A 17,651-nucleotide genomic window follows, 5' to 3' on the forward strand; every position below is an offset into this window, starting at 1 on the left:
ATACAGGCATAAATTGTAACTTTGTGTATTCGTAACGCAAATCAATTTATGGAGTCTCCAAAAAAATTACAGGATATAAAAGTGGCTGTAGATGCCGTTATTTTCGGATATTTTGATAAAAAAGATCTTCAGATCCTTCTGATTAAAAGAAATATTGAACCCTTTAAAGGAGGTTGGGCACTTCCAGGTGGTCTTGTTCTGGATGATGAAAGTGTAGATGATGCGGTAAAAAGAGAACTCTATGAAGAAGCTGGCATAAAACCCGATTTTTTAGAACAACTGTATACTTTTGGTAATTTGGGTCGTGATCCGAGAAACAGAGTGGTTTCTGTGGCTTATTTAGGGCTTGTAAACCCTTCCTATCATGAACTGTTTGCCGATTCAGATGCGGAAGATGCACAATGGTTCAGTATCAATAAACTTCCTTCAGTAGCTTTTGATCATAAAATAATCATCGAGACTGCCTTAAAAAGACTTCGCACAAAAATTCAATACCAGCCGATTGGCTTCAATCTTCTCAACGAAGAATTCCCTTTTTCAGATCTTGAAAACCTTTATAAAACAATTGTCGGACAGGAAATTGACAGAAGAAATTTCCGAAAAAAAATCATGAGCTACGGATTGCTTAACGAAACCAACAACGTAAAAAAAGAAGGTAGCGGCAGACCTGGAAAACTTTTTACATTCAATAAAGAAAAATATAAAGAGTTGGAAGAGCAGGGCTTTTATTTTGAAATTAAATAGTTATATCTAAACACAAATTTCACTAATAATTTGGCACTAATTTTCACAAATAATAAGCGCACAAGAATTGTGCGCTAATATATATCCATAAAAATTTATTCAATAGAGAATGCTTGCATCAAATGTCATATTATTGACCTTCGTCAATGACTAAGTCGAATCTTCGATTTCTGACGAAGGAAGAATCTCAAATTCCATTAGCTTTAGCCTAAACGCATCAAATTTGTGTCATTAGTGATCAAAATTGTGTTATTTGTGTTTGTTAAAATTAAATTTTTATCACTGTAAATCAATTAATTAAATTTATTAGCGTAAAATTAACACAAATAAATTTGGTGAAAAGACTCATATTATTTTAAATTTGTGTCAAAATAACGCAATCATGAAATACACCATACAAAATATTACAGAACGCTTTCAAAAAAAGGAAAGAATAAAATTTCTCTTTTTCTGGGGACACACGGCAAAAGATATCGTTACCAAATCATGTTTCAGCCAATGGTTTCCGGGAAGTTTTGAAGAAAACGGAATTACCTATAGAACAGCAGAACATTATATGATGGCTGGAAAAGCAAGATTATTTAATGATGCTGAAATGGAAAAGGAAATTTTAAAAGCCGCTACTCCGAATCAGGCAAAAGCTCTGGGACGGAAAGTGAAAAACTTTGACCCTAAACTTTGGGATGAACATAAATATCAGATTGTAACTCAGGGAAATCTTTTGAAATTCTCTCAAAATCAGAAATTTAAAGACTTTCTTTTATCAACCGGAGACAAAATTTTAGTGGAGGCAAGTCCTTACGATAGAATCTGGGGAATCGGGATGCTGGAAACAGATAACAGAGCTGAAAACCCTTTATTATGGAACGGAGAAAACCTTTTAGGATTTGCTTTGATGGAGGTAAGAGATGAATTAAGAAGGTAAAAACACAAACCATGCACAAAATATTAATTATGGAAAAAATAGAATTACACCCACAGATATTTCTGATTGAAGATTTTCTGACTGAGGCTGAATGTGATCAGTACATCAGTCTTTCGCAGGAAAAAGTTTTTGAAGAAGCAAAAATCAATGTATTTGGGCGCCAGCAGATGAATAAAGGGATCAGAAATAATGACCGACTGATGATTTTTAATACTGCAATTGCTGAAGAGCTTTTTAACAAGGCTGTAGAGTTTCTGCCTCAGGAACGTGGTGGATATCAGGTTCTTAACTTTAATGAAATGCTAAGGGTTTATAAATATGCTCCCGGACAGCAGTTCAAAATGCACAGAGATGGAAGTTATATCCGAAATGAAATGGAGAAAAGTTTCTACACTTTTATGGTCTATCTGAATGATGATTTTGAAGGAGGAGAAACAGAATTCGAAAACCTGTTTACAGTAGCTCCGAAGAAAGGCACAGCTCTTATTTTTCATCATCCTTTAAGACATGAAGGAAAAACGCTGATTAATGGATTGAAATATGTTTTGAGAACAGATATAATGTATTCAAAAGTATAAATCATCCATAAAAGGGAAGGTATTACTATGTTTTGTTTAATTAGTGTAATATTAACGCAAATAAAAATATTTGATCATGGAAGATGAATTAAAACCCAGATTTATCGAATCATTACAAAGAAATAATGATCAGATCAGAGAAGACCGTGCTAGAATCATCGGAGCAGATTCCGAATTGATTTACAGACGCAGAGTGGAAGATATCGAATTAAAAATTAAAAGACTCGAGCGCGAACAGGAAGGGCTTATTGATATCTGTCCTTTAGACAGAAACAGTCTGACTTTTGCGGATTTCAATCCCGAAGCATTCGTTCAGAAAGACATGGAATTATCATTAACAATCAGAAATCTGAATATTCAGCTCGAAGTAACCCAAAAGAGATTTGAATATTTATTTGGAAAAACACTGTAGTCATGGGAAGTACAAGATACGATTTAGACGCTCGTTATGACAGAGCAAGCAAAGCAGGTTACGGAACAAAATCCGCAGGGGAAATTTTTACCCAGAATGCCAAAAGAATGGCTCATGAATCGATGAATCCTCATGGAATTTCTTTCAGAGAATCCAGAGATTCAGAAGTTCACCCTCATTCAGTTCCGATTATTTTAGGATTGGACGTTACCGGAAGCATGGGACATATACCTCATGAGTTGATCAGAGAAGGATTGCCGAAACTCATGGGAGGAATTATCCAGGGAGGAGTTCCCGATCCGGCCTTATTATTCCTTGGAATAGGAGATCATGAATGTGATGGTTATCCGCTTCAGGTGGGACAGTTCGAATCAGGAGATGAAGAACTGGATATGTGGCTTACACGAACTTATATTGAGTCCGGAGGTGGCGGAAATGCAGGTGAAAGCTATCTTTTAGCGTGGTATTTTGCAGCATTTCACACCAGAACCGATGCGTTTGAAAAAAGAGGACAAAAAGGATTACTGTTTACCGTAGGTGATGAACCTTGTTTGAAAACACTTTCTGCATCTGCCATCAGAGAAATTATGGGAAAAGGACAGCAAACCTACACTCATTTTGAACTGCTGGAAGAAGCAAAGAAAAAATATGAAGTATACCACATCAGTGTTTTGCACTCTGATCAGGCATTGAGAGCAGACAGAGGCTGGAAAGAATTATTAGGACAAAACTGTATTTCCATAGCAGATCACAGGGAAATTCCGAATGTTATTAAAAATATTATCTGTGATAAATTTAAAAACAAAAGCTACGGAACAACAGGAACGGGAGGGTTAGATAAGTTTCAGATGCTATAAAAATCTGTCAAGGTCATCAGTAAATAAGAATGACAAAGAAAAAAGATTAAAAAATAAAAAGACATGAAAAAGGCGCAAATAGTAATAGGACTTGGTTTTGGTGATGAAGGAAAAGGGATTACCACGGATTTTCTGGCTTCTCAGAATCCGGAGGCTGTTGTGATCAGATTTTCAGGAGGACAGCAGGCGGCACATACCGTAATGATGGATGAAAGAAAGCATGTACATTCCAGTTTTGCAAGTGGTGCACTTCGCGGCCTGCCTTCTTACTTTACCGAGCATTGTACCATTCATCCGGTTTTTCTACTCAATGAAAGAGAAGAGTTAAAAGCAAAAAACGGAAATATTGAGCTGCATATTCATCCATTGGCAAAAGTTACCACTCCTTTTGATGTATGGCAGAACAGAACAAATAACCGTAATCTGGAACACGGAACCTGTGGAAAAGGAGTGGGAGCCACGATGAAAAGAAACGAAAGTCCCTATAAGCTATTTGCCATAGACCTAATAGCACCCAAAGGAATGTTGATGAAAAAACTGAAAGGAATTGCCTATTACTATGGTTTTGTACATGAAAATGAGATTACAGAACTTTTGCAGCCTTTCTTAAATGCTATTGAAGCTATTGATTGGAAGATAAATGATTATAACTACCTGGCTTCGTTTGATCACCTTATTTTCGAAGGAAGTCAGGGTATTTTACTCGATATGGATCATGGTGTTTTTCCTAACGTGACCTATGCGCATACGACTTCAAAAAATGCCTGCGAAATCTGTAAGCTTTTAAAGATTGAAGATATTGAAATTTATTATGTGACCAGAAGCTATTCAACCCGTCATGGAAACGGCTGGATGAGCAATGAAAAAGAAATGAATCTGAAAAATAATGAAGAAGAAACCTGTACATTTAATGAATATCAGCAAGAACTAAGGGTTGGAGAAATAGATTACAGACTGCTGAATTATGCCTTAAAGCTGGATGGAGCGTATGTATTTCCCGTTAAAAAGAATCTTGTTATTACCTGCTTAGATCAGATTGATGAGCAATTTAAATTAGAAAATCTGGACGTTGAATTGAATACCGTTTATGGATCCTATTCTCCTTATTCAAAAGATTTTAAGTCAATTTTTTAATTTCAAAAAGAAGAAGAAAGGATAAGATAAAAGCATTAATTTTATATTTAATGATAGAATAGAAGAATGATAAATGATTGAAAATTAAGAACCATGAAAACGATACAATATTTGAAAGGAGATGCAACAGCGCCACAAGCCAAAGGGACAAAAATCATCGCCCATATCTGTAATGATATCGGAGGCTGGGGAAAAGGATTTGTACTGGCAGTTTCTAAAAGATGGGAAGAACCTGAAAAGAAATACAGAGACTGGCATCGATTCAGAAGTAAAAATGATTTTGCATTAGGAAAAATTCAGTTGGTCCAGGTTGAAAAATACATATATGTAGCCAATATAATCGGCCAAAAAGGAATAAAAATAGGAAGTCATGGAGTTCCTGTTCGATATGATGCTATTGAAAAAGCTCTCGAAAAACTTTCCAATGAAGCGTTGCTGCTGAATGCAAGCGTTCATATGCCGAGAATAGGATGTGGACTGGCAGGAGGAAAATGGGAAGAAATTGAACCTATTATTGAAAGAACATTGCTTGTAAAAGAGGTGCAAGTATATGTCTATGATTTTGAATAAAAATAATAACCATGAAAACAACAACATTATATAGACCAGTAGGAGAAAAAGAAATGATCCTGATTATAGAAAGCGGATTTAAAGAATTTCCTCCAAGACTGGAATGGCAGCCCATTTTTTATCCTGTTCTCAATGAAGAGTATGCTTCAGAAATTGCAGAAAAATGGAACACAAGAGACGAAGCCGGAAACTATCTTGGTTTTGTAACCCAGTTTGATGTACTGGAAGAAGTGGCAGCTCAATATCCTGCCCAGAATGTAGGAGCAAGAAACCATAACGAACTATGGGTTCCATCAGAAGAACTGGATAGTTTTAATAAAGCTATTGTAGGAAACATCAAAGTAACCCAGGTATTTATAGGAGATGATTTTGAAAAAGCAGGAAATACGGAGTTGGGAGAGCTGATGTCAAACATTAAAAAACTAACGATGACAAATAAAGGAATGGCAAAAGATACCTTAGATATCCTTGCCAAAAAATATTATATAAACGAAAAAAACGAAAAAATAAATATAGAAAACGAACTGGAAATCAGTAAAAAAGAAACCGCTCTTTTCACTCCGGAACAACTTTCTGAAATGAAAGAATCTCCGTTGCCGGAAATCAGTTTTGAAACAAAAATTGAAACATGGAAATGCAGTTCTTTAAAAGCAATTTTACAATTAGCTGAAGAAGAAAATCAGGAGAAAATCATGTGTCTGAATTTTGCATCAGCAAAAAATCCGGGTGGAGGATTTATTAATGGAGCGGAAGCACAGGAAGAAAGCCTGGCAAGAACTTCCGGACTGTATGAAAGCTTACTTCAGGCATGGGATTATTACACAATTCACCGTGCGATGGAATCCTGTTTTTATACCGATACAATGATTTACAGTCCTAAAGTTCCTGTTTTCAGGAAAGATAAGGGAGAGTTACTTCCTAAACCTGTTCTGTGTAATTTCATCACGTCTCCGGCAGTCAATGCAGGTGTGGTAAAACGTCAGGAACCGGAAAGGGCACATGAAATTCTCGATGCAATGGAGCTTAGAATGGATAAAATGTTCTCACTGGCCTTACATCAGGGAAATGAGGTCTTAATCTTAGGAGCCTGGGGATGCGGTGTTTTTAAAAATGATCCAAAAGAAATTGCAGGATTATTCAGGAAACATCTTCAGGGAAAATATAAAAATAAATTTAAAAGAGTGGTTTTCGCTGTACTTACCAAGAAAGAAGAAATGCTGAAACCATTTGAAGAAATACAATGAAAATAGAATTAATAAAAGGAGACATTACAAAAATCCAAGCTGATGCAATTGTTAACGCTGCCAATTCATCCTTACTTGGTGGAGGCGGTGTAGATGGAGCCATTCACAGAGTGGGAGGATCTCAGATATTGGAAGAATGTGTTGCGATCAGAAATAGACAAGGAAAATGCAAAACGGGAGAAGCGGTAGTAACAAATGCAGGAAATCTGCCTGCAAAATATGTTATCCATACAGTAGGACCAGTTTGGAACGGTCACGAAGAAAAGGAATCCATTCTTCTGGCAAACTGTTATCGTAATTCTTTGAATTTAGCAGAAAGCCTTGGTGTGAAGACGATTGCTTTTCCTAATATTAGTACAGGAGTCTATAGATTTCCAAAAGAACTGGCAGGAAAAATCGCGGTAGATGAAGTCAGAAAATTTCATTCTGATAGTATTGAGAAAGTTATTTTTGTTTGCTTTGATGATGAAAATGAGATAATTTACCAAAAACTTTTAGATTAAAATCATGAAAAAACTAACCATATTAAGCGGCGCGGGAATCAGTGCCGAAAGCGGAATAAAAACCTTCAGAGACGGAGACGGTCTTTGGGAAAATCATAATGTAACGGATGTGGCAAGTCCGGAAGGATGGAAAAAAGACAGAGCACTAGTCCTTGAATTTTACAATCAGAGAAGACGACAGCTGCATGAAGTACAGCCCAACGAAGCGCATCAATTGCTGGCTGAGCTGGAAAAATATTTTGATGTCCAGATTATTACCCAAAATATTGATGATCTTCACGAAAGAGCAGGATCTACCAACATCCTTCACATTCACGGAGAATTGTTCAAATCATGTTCGAGTAATAATAAAAGCCTGATTTATGAACAAAAAGATGATATTAAAATAGGAGATCAGGCAGAAGACGGAGCTCAATTAAGACCTTTTATCGTTTGGTTTGGAGAGGATGTTCCTTTGTATCAAACGGCAAGAGAAATTGTAAAGGAATCAGATATTCTGTTGGTAGTAGGAACTTCGTTACAGGTGTATCCTGCAGCCGGACTGATTCATGATATCAAAGACGACTGTCTTTTAATCGTCATTAATCCTAATGAAACAGGATTTGGATATGGACAGAGAGCCGTAGTAATGAAGGAAACAGCTACGCAGGGAATGAAATTATTATTTGATAAACTGGTCAATTTAGCCTGATGGAAAACAAAGTAAAAGCGGGAATTATGGGTGTCTGCATTGGAGACGCACTGGGTGTTCCTGTAGAGTTTAAAAAGAGGGAAGATCTGAAAAGAAATCCTGTAACAAAAATGTTGGAATACATGTCCTGGAATCAACCCAAAGGAACGTGGAGTGATGACAGTTCTCTTACACTTTGCCTTGCAGAAGAGCTTACCAAAGGCTATGATCTGGAAAAAATCGGACAAAGTTTTGTTAAGTGGAATAAATACGGTCACTGGACTGCCCATGGAAGGCTTTTTGACATTGGAGGAACGACAAGACATTCTCTGGCAAGATTAATCAAAGGTGAAAGTGCCAGATTTTCAGGAAATATTTTTGAAGAAGACAATGGAAATGGTTCTTTAATGAGAATTCTTCCCCTCGCTTTCTATCTTAAAAAGGAAAATGATATTCAGAAACTCTATCTGATGGTAAAAGAGGTTTCCGCAATAACTCACGGTCATTTCCGCTCTGTTTTTGCCTGTTTCATTTATGTCATTTTTGCCATTCAATTGTTGAAAGGAAAGAGCAAAAGAGAAGCATATATGCATACACAAAATACTGCATTGAAATATGCTGAAGAACAAGGATTTAATCCTGATGAAATTGAACTATTCAAAAGGATCTTAAAAAATGATATTTCAAAATATCCTGAAGATGAAATTAAGAGTGGCGGCTATGTTCTTCACAGCCTGGAAGCCTCTCTATGGTGTTTTTTAAACTCAGAAAACTATTCTGAAGCTGTTTTAAAGGCGGTCAACCTCGGGGAAGATACCGATACAACGGGAGCTATCACAGGAGGTATTGCCGGAATTTATTACGGATATGAAAATATTCCTGAAGAATGGGTTGCAGAGCTCGTGAGGAAACATGATATTGAGGTATTGTGTGAGAAATTACACCAAAAATTAATGAATTAAAACACAACCCATGAACGAAATAGAAAAGAAAAAAATAAGTAAATTTTTAAGCCTGATCCTGCGGCATCAGCCTGAAAGCATTGGGCTTACGCTCGATGAAAACGGTTGGGCAGATATAGAAGAACTGAGGGAAAAGTCAGCAAAGAAAAGAATATATTTTACCTCCGAAGAATTGGACGAGGTGGTAGAAACGAACAACAAAAAGCGTTTTGCTTTAAACGAAGATAAAACCATGATCAGAGCAAGTCAGGGACACTCTATTGATATTGACCTGGCATTGGAAGCCAAGCAGCCTCCGGAATTTCTGTACCATGGAACAGCAGAAGCCAATATTTCTTCCATTTTAGAAAAAGGAATTGAAAAAAGAACACGTCAGCATGTACACTTAAGTGCTGATAAAGAGACCGCTGCAAAGGTCGGGATGAGACACGGCAAACCTGTGATTCTGACCATCAGAACCGGAACAATGCATCAGGAAGGATTGTCTTTCTACCAGTCTGCAAACGGAGTTTGGCTTACAGATTTTGTAGATGCAAAATATATTTCAAAGTAAAATGAGCAGAACATTAGTCATAGGAGACATCCACGGAGGATTTAAAGCCTTGTTGCAGGTTCTTGAAAGAGCAGGAGTGACCACAAATGATCAGCTGATCTTCCTCGGCGATTATGTGGACGGATGGAGCGAGTCTTCACAAATCATACAGTTCTTACTGGAACTTTCCGAAAGACAGGAATGTATTTTCATCAAAGGAAACCATGATGCATGGGGTGAAGATTGGTTGGCATTTGGGCAAAAACCCGATGTATGGCTTTTTAACGGAGGAAAAAGTACGGTAGAAAGTTATGCTGATTATGCTCTTGAAGATCTGGATATTCATCTCGAATTCTTTCAAAGAATGAAAAATTATCATATTGATGATCAGAACCGGCTGTTTATTCATGCCGGATATTCTTCCATGCACGGTCCTGAAAAAGAAGTCTATTCCAGTAATTACCGCTGGGACAGAACCCTTTGGGAAACTGCCGTGGCAATGGATAAAAAACTGGAAAAGAATTCTGAATTATATCCCAAAAGACTGCTGTTGTATAAAGAAATATTCATCGGACATACGCCTACTCTCGATATTGGGATCAAAATACCAGCCAATAAAGCCAATATCTGGAATATGGATACCGGAGCAGCCTATACAGGATCTTTATCCATCATGGATATTGACTCCAAGCAATTCTGGCAAAGCGATCCGCTTCCCTCTCTATATCCCAAAGAAAAAGGCAGAAATTAATACTGTTGAAAACAAACCTAACAGGTTTTCAAAACCTGTTAGGTTTTAGTTTTAAAAACATTTTACCCATCAACATATTCTCATTTCTCCCAAAAGATAACTACTTTTAAAGTCTGAAAATATGACTTCAATGAAACTGAAATATCTTTTATTCACCCTGAGTTCTACCTTGTTTTTAGCTCAAAAATCATTTCAGACTCCTTTTGAAAAAGGGAATGGAAATCAGACGGTTACCTACGATGAAATGAACAGCTATTATCAGGATCTGGAGAAAAATTTCAATACCATCCAATACCTTAAAAAAGGAGAAGATGACAACGGAAAACCTATTTATGTGGTAGTTTATAACCCTTTTCCTGAAAAAGATTTTGAGAAATTAAGAAAAGACAAAGCCATTATATTTGTTAACAATGGTATTCACCCCGGAGAACCGGACGGAATTGATGCAACCATGATGATGATGAGAGATCTTGCCATTAAAAAGATTAAAACTCCACAGAATTTTGTCATTGCAGCTATTTCTGCCTATAATGTAAGTGGTATGCTCAACAGAGGTTCATATTCCAGAGCTAATCAAAACGGTCCGGAACAGTACGGATTCAGAGGAAATGCCAGAAATTATGATCTGAACAGAGATTTTATCAAGGCAGATTCTAAAAATGCCAGAAGCTTTCAGGAAATCTATCAGTGGTTAAAACCGGATGTTTTCATTGATAACCATGTCAGCAACGGAGCAGATTATCAATATACTTTCACCTATATTTCTACATTTAAAGAACGTCTGGGAAATACTCTTGGAAATTATTTCTATAATGATTATCAGGCTAAAAATCTTGAGGATATGAAAAAACTGGGGTATGAAAGTACGCCCTACGTCAACATTCATGGAGATGTTCCGGAAGTAGGATTTGCCTCATTTGAAGACTCTCCCAGATACTCTACAGGATATACTTCGCTTTTCAATTCCTTAGGAACCGTTCCCGAAACCCACATGCTGAAACCTTATGACAAAAGGGTAGATGCTACGTACAAATATATGCTGGTGAATTTGCAGAATTTAGATAAAGATTATCAAAAAATAAAGCAGCTTCGCAAAGAAAATTTAAAACAGTATCAGGCAGGCAAACCGTACGGTATCCGTTGGAAAATAGACTCCACAAAATTTTCAACGATGGATTTTAAGGGCTACGAAGGAAAGTACAAACCTAGTGAAGTTTCAGGAAAGCCAAGACTGTATTATGACCGAAATAAGCCCTTTACAAAGAATATAAAACTCTTTACAACAGCTATCCCTACGGGATATATTACCATTCCGAAATATTATGTAATTCCGCAGTCGCAGTACCGGGTGATTGAAGAGTTTAAAAGGAATAATATTCAGATGAAACCGATACAGAAGGATAGTACTTTAATGGTTGAGTCTTATAAAATTAAAGATTTTAAAACCGTTAAAAACCCTTATGAAGGGCACTACCTGCATTTTGAAACAACGGTTGATGCTACACAGAAAAATAGGGAATTTAGTGCCGGAGATTATCTGGTTTCAACCGATCAGTCTGGTGTAAAATATATTATAGAAACCCTTGAACCTGAAGCATTAGACTCATTTTTCAACTGGAATTTCTTTGATGGAATTCTGGCACAGAAAGAATATTATTCCGCTTATATTTTTGAAGATACAGCTGCTGAACTCCTGAAAAAGGATAAAAAACTCAAAGAAGCTTTTGAGGCAGCCAAAGTATCTGATAAAAAACTGTCTGAAGACGGAGATGCCCAGCTCGATTGGGTATACAAGCACTCACCTTATTTTGAAGAAAAAACCTTCAGGCAGTATCCTGTCTATAGAGTTTTGTAAATTATTGATATTGAGTAAGTAAAATAAAAAAGACGTTTCAAGTGAAACGTCTTTTTATTATCTTGGTAAGCCTCTTTTCAAAGCTATTTCTGCTCTTTTAATCGCCATTTTCTCTTTCCAGTCCATATATTTCTTTTTGAAATTAGACTTCATGATGTCATCAAATTTACGTTGTACAGTAAGATTCCATAGAGAATGTGCTTTTACAGCCCATGATTTGTCCCAGGCTCTTAGGGAAATCGAGAAACTTCCGTCCAGATATTTCATCCAATGCCACCAGCCTGTAGGCATAAATAAAGTATCGCCATGTTCCAGATAGCATTCAATGCCTTCTACACCATCCAGTGCCGGGAATTTTGTGAAATCCGGATTTTCTATATCATAATCCTCCAGTGCATACGTAGCATAGGGAATCTGATATAGTCTTTCTCTCCATTTATAATCAAAAAGAAGAATATGTTTTCTTCCGTTGAAATGAGTATGGAAAATATGAGCCATATCAATATCAAAGTGAAGGAAGGTTACAGAACCTTTTCCTCCAAAGAACATATTAGGGTATTTATCAAGGAAGCCCCCCATTAATTCTTTAGGAGAAATATAATCTTCCAATAATTTTGGAGCATATTTTATGGGGTCGAACAGGAAAATTCTTAGATCAGTAGGCTCTCGCTGGATAAGATCTATATAATCTCCAAACTTCATTTTTGCTGCTGATGCGTTGATGGGAGCAGAAGGATCGGCCTTTGAGCTGTCATATAGAGGGACCTCCACATCTCCTACAACCTCCTTCATATATTCCATCGTCCATTTTTGATAAGCAGGCCATTTTTTTGCCATATTCCTGATGACAACGGGCCTTCTTGGCTTCAGATATTTTTCGTAGAAATCTTCTTTAGAAATGTCTTCTACAACATCTATAGGCTTTAAAATAATTCCCATTTTATAAATTTTATGTTACAAAATTATTAAATATATATTGATGTACCAGTGTTTAATTTTTTTTTAATCTATGATTCAAATCAGATTTTCCTATTTAGAATGAGTGTGATTATTAATATCCTTAGTTCTATTTAAAATTGTTCTTTATATAGTTAATTATGACAAAATTTATTCAGATTATGTTCCATAAATTAAAAAAATAGTTTTCTCTATTCTTTTGCAGAATTGTTATGCCAAACAGAATCTTGTGATGAAATATATATTCATAATAAAAAAGGCAAATCCTTCCGGATTTTGTTTTAAAATATTTATTTTTTTCAAAAGATATAAAAGTTTGAAAATTATCACTATGTTTGTAGTGATAGCGATTTAACCTTTAACAACAAAATTCATCTTTATAAAAAGTGTAACAAAAAACTACAATGATTAACTAATTGAGCAAATAATGGGTATGAAAAAAAATATTTCTTTGTTTCTGATGCTATTCTTTACTGTGCTTATTTTCGCGCAGAAAACGGTTTCAGGAAAAATTACTGATGATGACGGGGTAGCAATACCAAGCGCCAGTGTAACCATAGAAGAGCCTGGTAAAGACGCGATTCTTGCTTACGCCATTACAAACTCCAAAGGAGAATATAAAGTAACTTTTACCTCCGCTGAATCCAACGTGGATCTGAAAGTGAAAGCTTTCAATCAAAAACCTCTTACAAAGCAGATTAATAATAGTGACCAGACTCTGAACTTTAAAATGCAGTCTGAAGCCACAGAAATTAAAGAAGTACAGCTGAAAACCAAAATGATTACTGCAAGAGGTGACACTATTTCCTATGATCTTAAGGCTTTCAATAGTAAAAACGACAGAACTCTTGCAGATGTAATGAAAAAGATTCCGGGAATTGAAGTAAATAAAGACGGAACAATTCTATACCAGGGAAATGCGATCAACAAATTCTATGTAAATGGAAAAGACCTTATGGAAGGAGGTTACGGTACCATCAACAATTCATTTCCTAAAGATGCCGTACAGAAAGTAGAAGTTCTGGAGAACCACCAGCCGGTAAAAATCCTTCAGGATAAAGTACCTTCAGACCAGGCAGCCATCAATATCAAACTGAAAAACTCTGTCACCATGACCGGGAGAGGTGAAGTAGGAGTTGGTTTAGAACCTTTCCTCTGGAATGTAAAATTAACCCCCATGTTTTTCGGGCAGAAAAGCCAATGGGTTGTCAATTATAAAACCAATAACATGGGTGAGCAGGTAGAAAATGAAGGGAATATTCTGGCATTCGGTAGTTCATGGGAAGGAAGAAGAAGTAACATCTCGCAAAATAATTGGTTAAGTGTAGAAAATGCAAGTACACCAAATTTACCAGTGAAAAGGTATTTGATGAATAATGTTCACTATTTGTCTGCAAATTATTTAACTAATATTGATAAAAAGAAAGAATGGGAATTAAAGGTTAATGCAAATTATACAAATAATGCAGTGCAAAGAGAGGATTATAATGAAACAACTTATTTTCCAACTAATGACAGACCCCAGCAGTCCACTGTGGTAATGAGTACCAGAAATAATTTTTATACAGATAAACTGAAAGGAGAATTGATCTTTACCAAAAATGCTAAGAAAGGGTTCTTTAAAAATACCACAAGTTTCAGCCAATTCTGGAATGCAGACAGGGCATTTGCTGAAAGAGCAGGAAGATCAGGAAATCAAGGAGTGGAATCTCCAACATCATCTTTCCAAAACTCATTGAGTACTATTATTCCATGGGGAGAAAAGATGGTGAATTTCAAATCATATATCAATTATCAGGATGATCAGCAGACATTGAAAGTAGATCCGGCAAGTTATTTACAGCTGCCATACAAACTTCCAAAGGTAAACCCGAACGATCCTAACGAAAAAGATAGATATGGTATTGTAAATTTTGCACCAGGTACTTTAGCGTTACAACAGTTCAGACTAAAAACTTTAGATACTTCACATTCAGCAAATATTAGTTTTTCTAAAAAAGGATGGACATTCACTCCTCAGGTGGGATTTGATTTCTCTACAGATAAGCTAAATACAAACTTTGATGGGCAGGCAATTCCGAATCCTTCTGTACCGAATGATGTACCGCCAAATTTCAATGATGGTATTTATGAAAACAACCTGAAATTTACAGAAATTGTTCCTTCTGCTTCGCTAGGTGTTAATTATAAATCTGAATCTTGGAGTATTTTTGCAAATTTTCCTGCGAATTTCAACAGCATTAAAGCTGAAGATGATTTAAGGGGAGTTTCAAAATCACTAAATAAGACAACATTTACTCCAAATGCTTTTATTCAATATTCATTTGCTTCATTCTGGAAAGCAAGTTTGAATGGAAACATCAGCAATAATTTTGGAGATATTCAAACGGCTTATGCGGGATACATGTTACTAAGCCCTAGAGGATTTAATGTAATGGATCCTAATAACCCGATACCTCAAATAACGTCAAAAATGGCAGGATCAAGAATTGAATACAGAAACCCATTAAACAATCTATTCTTTAATATTAATTATTCATTGAGTGATAGTAAAAGAAATTTGCTTTCTTCTCCAATTTTGGATGCGGCAACGGGGTCTACTTTAATCCGATACATTGAAAGAGAAAATCATTCAAAGAGTAATAGATTTAATGTTGAGGTTGGTAAATACTTCCCAAAATTCAAGACCAATGCTTCTGTGAGTTATGGAAATACATTGACAAAAAGTGATGCGTTCTTGGATGACACTCAATATTTGAGCAAAAACAATACTCAGACTTATGGACTTAAGTTTAATAACACCTATTTTAGCTGGGCAAGTGTAGATTACACACTTAATTTATCAAGAAACAAACAAGATAATATAGGCTTGAGTTCTAATCAGAGCAGGCTCGGTGTGAATACAGGATTTAATCACAATCTGGCAGTTTATTTCTATCCTATAGAAGACCATACGATTGGATTCAATTGGGATCAGGTGAATACAAGTGATGGAAGTAATAAATATAAGAATGCGTTCTATGATATTTCTTACCAATTTTCATGGTCTAAAAAGAAAATTGATTTTGAAATTAAATGGTTAAATATTGCTAACAGAAGGTTCTTTGAAACCTATAATATCAATCAAACAACGAATAGTTCTTCTTACACCAAGATTCAGCTACGCCCTAGCCAGGTGATGTTTACTGTAAAATTCAATTTTAAATAAAGCAAAAAACCAATCTTGATAGATTGGTTTTTTTATTGAGATATACTGAAATTAAAAGCTTTGCTGGTCTGCTGAAGGCCCATAGCTTCCCGGCAAAGGAATATTGTTTAGTCTGTAATACACTCCCAGTTGAGCCCTGTGATGAGTGATTTGGTTTAAAGCATGCCGGATCGCGCCGTACTTGCTCCAGCTTGCCAGTTCATGGCCTTCATTTTTAATCGTCCAACTGGGGTTCAGATCGTCTTCCGTACTGTTTTCCAATGCTGTTTTTGCGGACTGATAATCATCTTCCAGTTTTTTCATCAGATCATCTTTTGTAGAAAGAACGGTAGGTTTGTAGTCTCCTTTGGCAAAATCCAGCTCGGAAGTTTTCAAAATAGTGTTGGGCCATTCAAAAACTTCTACAAGATGGGTGGCAAGCGGCATCAGTTTCATACTTTTTTCATGCGGAGCATAATCGTTTTTTCCTTCAGGAAATAGTTCAATAAATTTTTTGGTGGTTTGAAATTCTCCTTCCAGTTCGGATTTTAATTGAGATAAGGTGTCCATAATATTTTGTTTTTTAGAAACTTAAAGGTAAGTGTTTTAAAAATGAAACTGTTTTAACAGAATCATAATTTTTTAAGTAGTAAAGATTGAAACGGAAGAATATTTTTTGCCAGAAAATAAAATTTGAAATAAACTGTAACAAAAGAAGACATATGATTACTAATTATATAAACTTGCTACAATGAAAAAGTTATTCTCCATATTTTTGATAACTCTGTTTGCATTTGCAGGAGCTCAGGAATCTAAAGAAACAGCGAACCGTTTCTTTTATGAACTGACTTTTAAACCGAAGAAAGATTCGGCAAGAATGGATAAGATTATTACTATTCTTGATATTGCCCCAAAGAAATCAATCTATCAGGATTATACAATGCCGGCTCAGGATTCTATCATTAAAGTTCAGATAGAAGAAATGGAGAAAACCAAGTCTTTCAAGGACATGACTAAATTTATAAAGTGGCCAAAATTCTCTTATAAAATTATCAAAAGTTATCCGGATATGAAGGTTCAGTATGTAGATAGAATCAGCAGAAACCTATTCTCATACGAAGACGAACCGAAATTACAATGGAGCATTTTACCTGATAAAGAAAAAATAGGAGCATACAATGCTCAGAAAGCAACTACAGAATTTGGAGGAAGAAAGTGGACAGCCTGGTTTAGTTCTGACATTCCTTTTCAGGATGGACCTTATAAGTTTAAAGGACTTCCGGGGCTAATTGTAAAAATCGAAGACACTGATAAGAACTATTCATGGCAATTGAGCGGAAACAAAAAGATCGAAAACTATGAAGAATTATCATATGCCGATAAGATCAATGCTAAGATGGGCATGATGAGCAATACAATAACACCTACATCCAAAGAAAAATTTCTTAAATCCTACGAAGGATACAAAGCAGATCCGTTCGCAGAATCAAGACCGTACATGACTGCAGAAAATATGAGCAGACCCATGCCGGGAACAGACGGAACAGTAGGAGACTTCATGAAAAGGCTGGAAAAGCAGGTGAAAGATTTCTTCGGATCCAATGATAATCCCATAGAAAAAGATCAGCCTTTTGACAAGAAGAAAAAATAAGACTTCATATCAACTAAATTATATTTTGAATCACCCCAGATACAGCAATGTGTTTGGGGTGATTTCTTTTATGTCAAAACGTTATTTAGATTAAATTTAAATAGCGTATATTTGCAGGA

Annotated in this window: 18 protein-coding genes; 16 read left to right on the forward strand and 2 right to left on the reverse strand. The window is 35.9% G+C overall.

What is annotated here, in order from left to right; genetic code table 11:
- Positions 1-48: 48 nt before the first annotated feature.
- The 14 genes from RAH34_RS09800 (at position 49) to RAH34_RS09865 (ending at position 11,737) form a co-directional block, all read left to right on the forward strand.
- Complete coding sequence (locus RAH34_RS09800; RefSeq protein ID WP_114819602.1) at positions 49-744, forward strand: NUDIX domain-containing protein; 696 nt, start codon at positions 49-51, stop codon at positions 742-744.
- Positions 745-1,126: 382 nt separating this feature from the next.
- Entirely contained in the window at positions 1,127-1,669 is a 543-nt protein-coding gene (locus RAH34_RS09805; RefSeq protein WP_114819601.1) for an NADAR family protein, read from the forward strand.
- Between the two features lie 29 nt (positions 1,670-1,698).
- Entirely contained in the window at positions 1,699-2,247 is a 549-nt protein-coding gene (locus RAH34_RS09810; protein ID WP_306596001.1) for a 2OG-Fe(II) oxygenase, read from the forward strand.
- A 76-nt stretch (positions 2,248-2,323) separates the two neighbouring features.
- On the forward strand, positions 2,324-2,659 hold the full coding sequence (locus RAH34_RS09815; protein ID WP_306596002.1) for a hypothetical protein: 336 nt from the start codon (positions 2,324-2,326) through the stop codon (positions 2,657-2,659).
- A 2-nt stretch (positions 2,660-2,661) separates the two neighbouring features.
- Positions 2,662-3,516, forward strand: a complete 855-nt coding sequence (locus RAH34_RS09820) for a hypothetical protein (RefSeq protein WP_306596003.1) — start codon at positions 2,662-2,664, stop codon at positions 3,514-3,516.
- A 63-nt stretch (positions 3,517-3,579) separates the two neighbouring features.
- Positions 3,580-4,650 carry an adenylosuccinate synthetase gene (locus tag RAH34_RS09825; RefSeq protein ID WP_306596004.1) on the forward strand — a complete coding sequence of 357 codons (1,071 nt, stop codon included), beginning with the start codon at positions 3,580-3,582 and terminating at the stop codon, positions 4,648-4,650.
- A gap of 93 nt (positions 4,651-4,743) precedes the next feature.
- Positions 4,744-5,220, forward strand: a complete 477-nt coding sequence (locus RAH34_RS09830; RefSeq protein ID WP_114819597.1) for a macro domain-containing protein — start codon at positions 4,744-4,746, stop codon at positions 5,218-5,220.
- A gap of 11 nt (positions 5,221-5,231) precedes the next feature.
- A complete protein-coding gene (locus tag RAH34_RS09835; RefSeq protein ID WP_306596005.1) occupies positions 5,232-6,464 on the forward strand; it encodes a TIGR02452 family protein in 1,233 nt (410 codons plus the stop codon).
- Positions 6,461-6,967 carry an O-acetyl-ADP-ribose deacetylase gene (locus RAH34_RS09840; RefSeq protein ID WP_306596006.1) on the forward strand — a complete coding sequence of 169 codons (507 nt, stop codon included), beginning with the start codon at positions 6,461-6,463 and terminating at the stop codon, positions 6,965-6,967. Before RAH34_RS09835 ends, RAH34_RS09840 begins: the two co-directional genes overlap by 4 nt.
- A 4-nt stretch (positions 6,968-6,971) precedes the next feature.
- Complete coding sequence (locus tag RAH34_RS09845) at positions 6,972-7,658, forward strand: Sir2 family NAD-dependent protein deacetylase (protein WP_114819594.1); 687 nt, start codon at positions 6,972-6,974, stop codon at positions 7,656-7,658.
- Complete coding sequence (locus tag RAH34_RS09850) at positions 7,658-8,599, forward strand: ADP-ribosylglycohydrolase family protein (RefSeq protein WP_114819593.1); 942 nt, start codon at positions 7,658-7,660, stop codon at positions 8,597-8,599. The genes RAH34_RS09845 and RAH34_RS09850 overlap by 1 nt, the downstream gene beginning before the upstream one ends.
- Positions 8,600-8,609: 10 nt before the next feature.
- Positions 8,610-9,152, forward strand: coding sequence for an RNA 2'-phosphotransferase (locus RAH34_RS09855; RefSeq protein ID WP_306596007.1), 543 nt, complete (start codon positions 8,610-8,612; stop codon positions 9,150-9,152).
- Position 9,153: 1 nt separating this feature from the next.
- A complete protein-coding gene (locus RAH34_RS09860; protein WP_306596008.1) occupies positions 9,154-9,882 on the forward strand; it encodes a metallophosphoesterase family protein in 729 nt (242 codons plus the stop codon).
- A gap of 130 nt (positions 9,883-10,012) precedes the next feature.
- Entirely contained in the window at positions 10,013-11,737 is a 1,725-nt protein-coding gene (locus RAH34_RS09865; protein ID WP_306596009.1) for a hypothetical protein, read from the forward strand.
- A gap of 57 nt (positions 11,738-11,794) precedes the next feature.
- On the opposite strand, the gene RAH34_RS09870 is transcribed toward RAH34_RS09865, so the two are convergent.
- Positions 11,795-12,676: a cupin-like domain-containing protein gene (locus RAH34_RS09870; RefSeq protein WP_114819589.1), complete on the reverse strand. Its 882-nt coding sequence runs from the start codon at positions 12,674-12,676 to the stop codon at positions 11,795-11,797.
- Between the two features lie 451 nt (positions 12,677-13,127).
- Here RAH34_RS09870 and RAH34_RS09875 point away from each other — a divergent pair, with 451 nt between their 5' ends.
- A complete protein-coding gene (locus RAH34_RS09875) occupies positions 13,128-15,902 on the forward strand; it encodes a carboxypeptidase-like regulatory domain-containing protein (protein ID WP_306596010.1) in 2,775 nt (924 codons plus the stop codon).
- Positions 15,903-15,953: 51 nt separating this feature from the next.
- Here the strand turns inward: RAH34_RS09875 and RAH34_RS09880 are convergent, their stop codons facing one another.
- Positions 15,954-16,451: a DinB family protein gene (locus tag RAH34_RS09880; RefSeq protein ID WP_306596011.1), complete on the reverse strand. Its 498-nt coding sequence runs from the start codon at positions 16,449-16,451 to the stop codon at positions 15,954-15,956.
- A 181-nt stretch (positions 16,452-16,632) separates the two neighbouring features.
- Between RAH34_RS09880 and RAH34_RS09885 the strand changes: the two genes are divergently transcribed.
- Positions 16,633-17,532, forward strand: a complete 900-nt coding sequence (locus tag RAH34_RS09885) for a GLPGLI family protein (RefSeq protein WP_306596012.1) — start codon at positions 16,633-16,635, stop codon at positions 17,530-17,532.
- The last annotated feature ends 119 nt before the right edge of the window (positions 17,533-17,651 follow it).

The sequence above is a fragment of the Chryseobacterium sp. WLY505 genome, from assembly GCF_030846215.1.
In the GTDB taxonomy this organism is placed as follows: Bacteria; Bacteroidota; Bacteroidia; order Flavobacteriales; family Weeksellaceae; genus Chryseobacterium.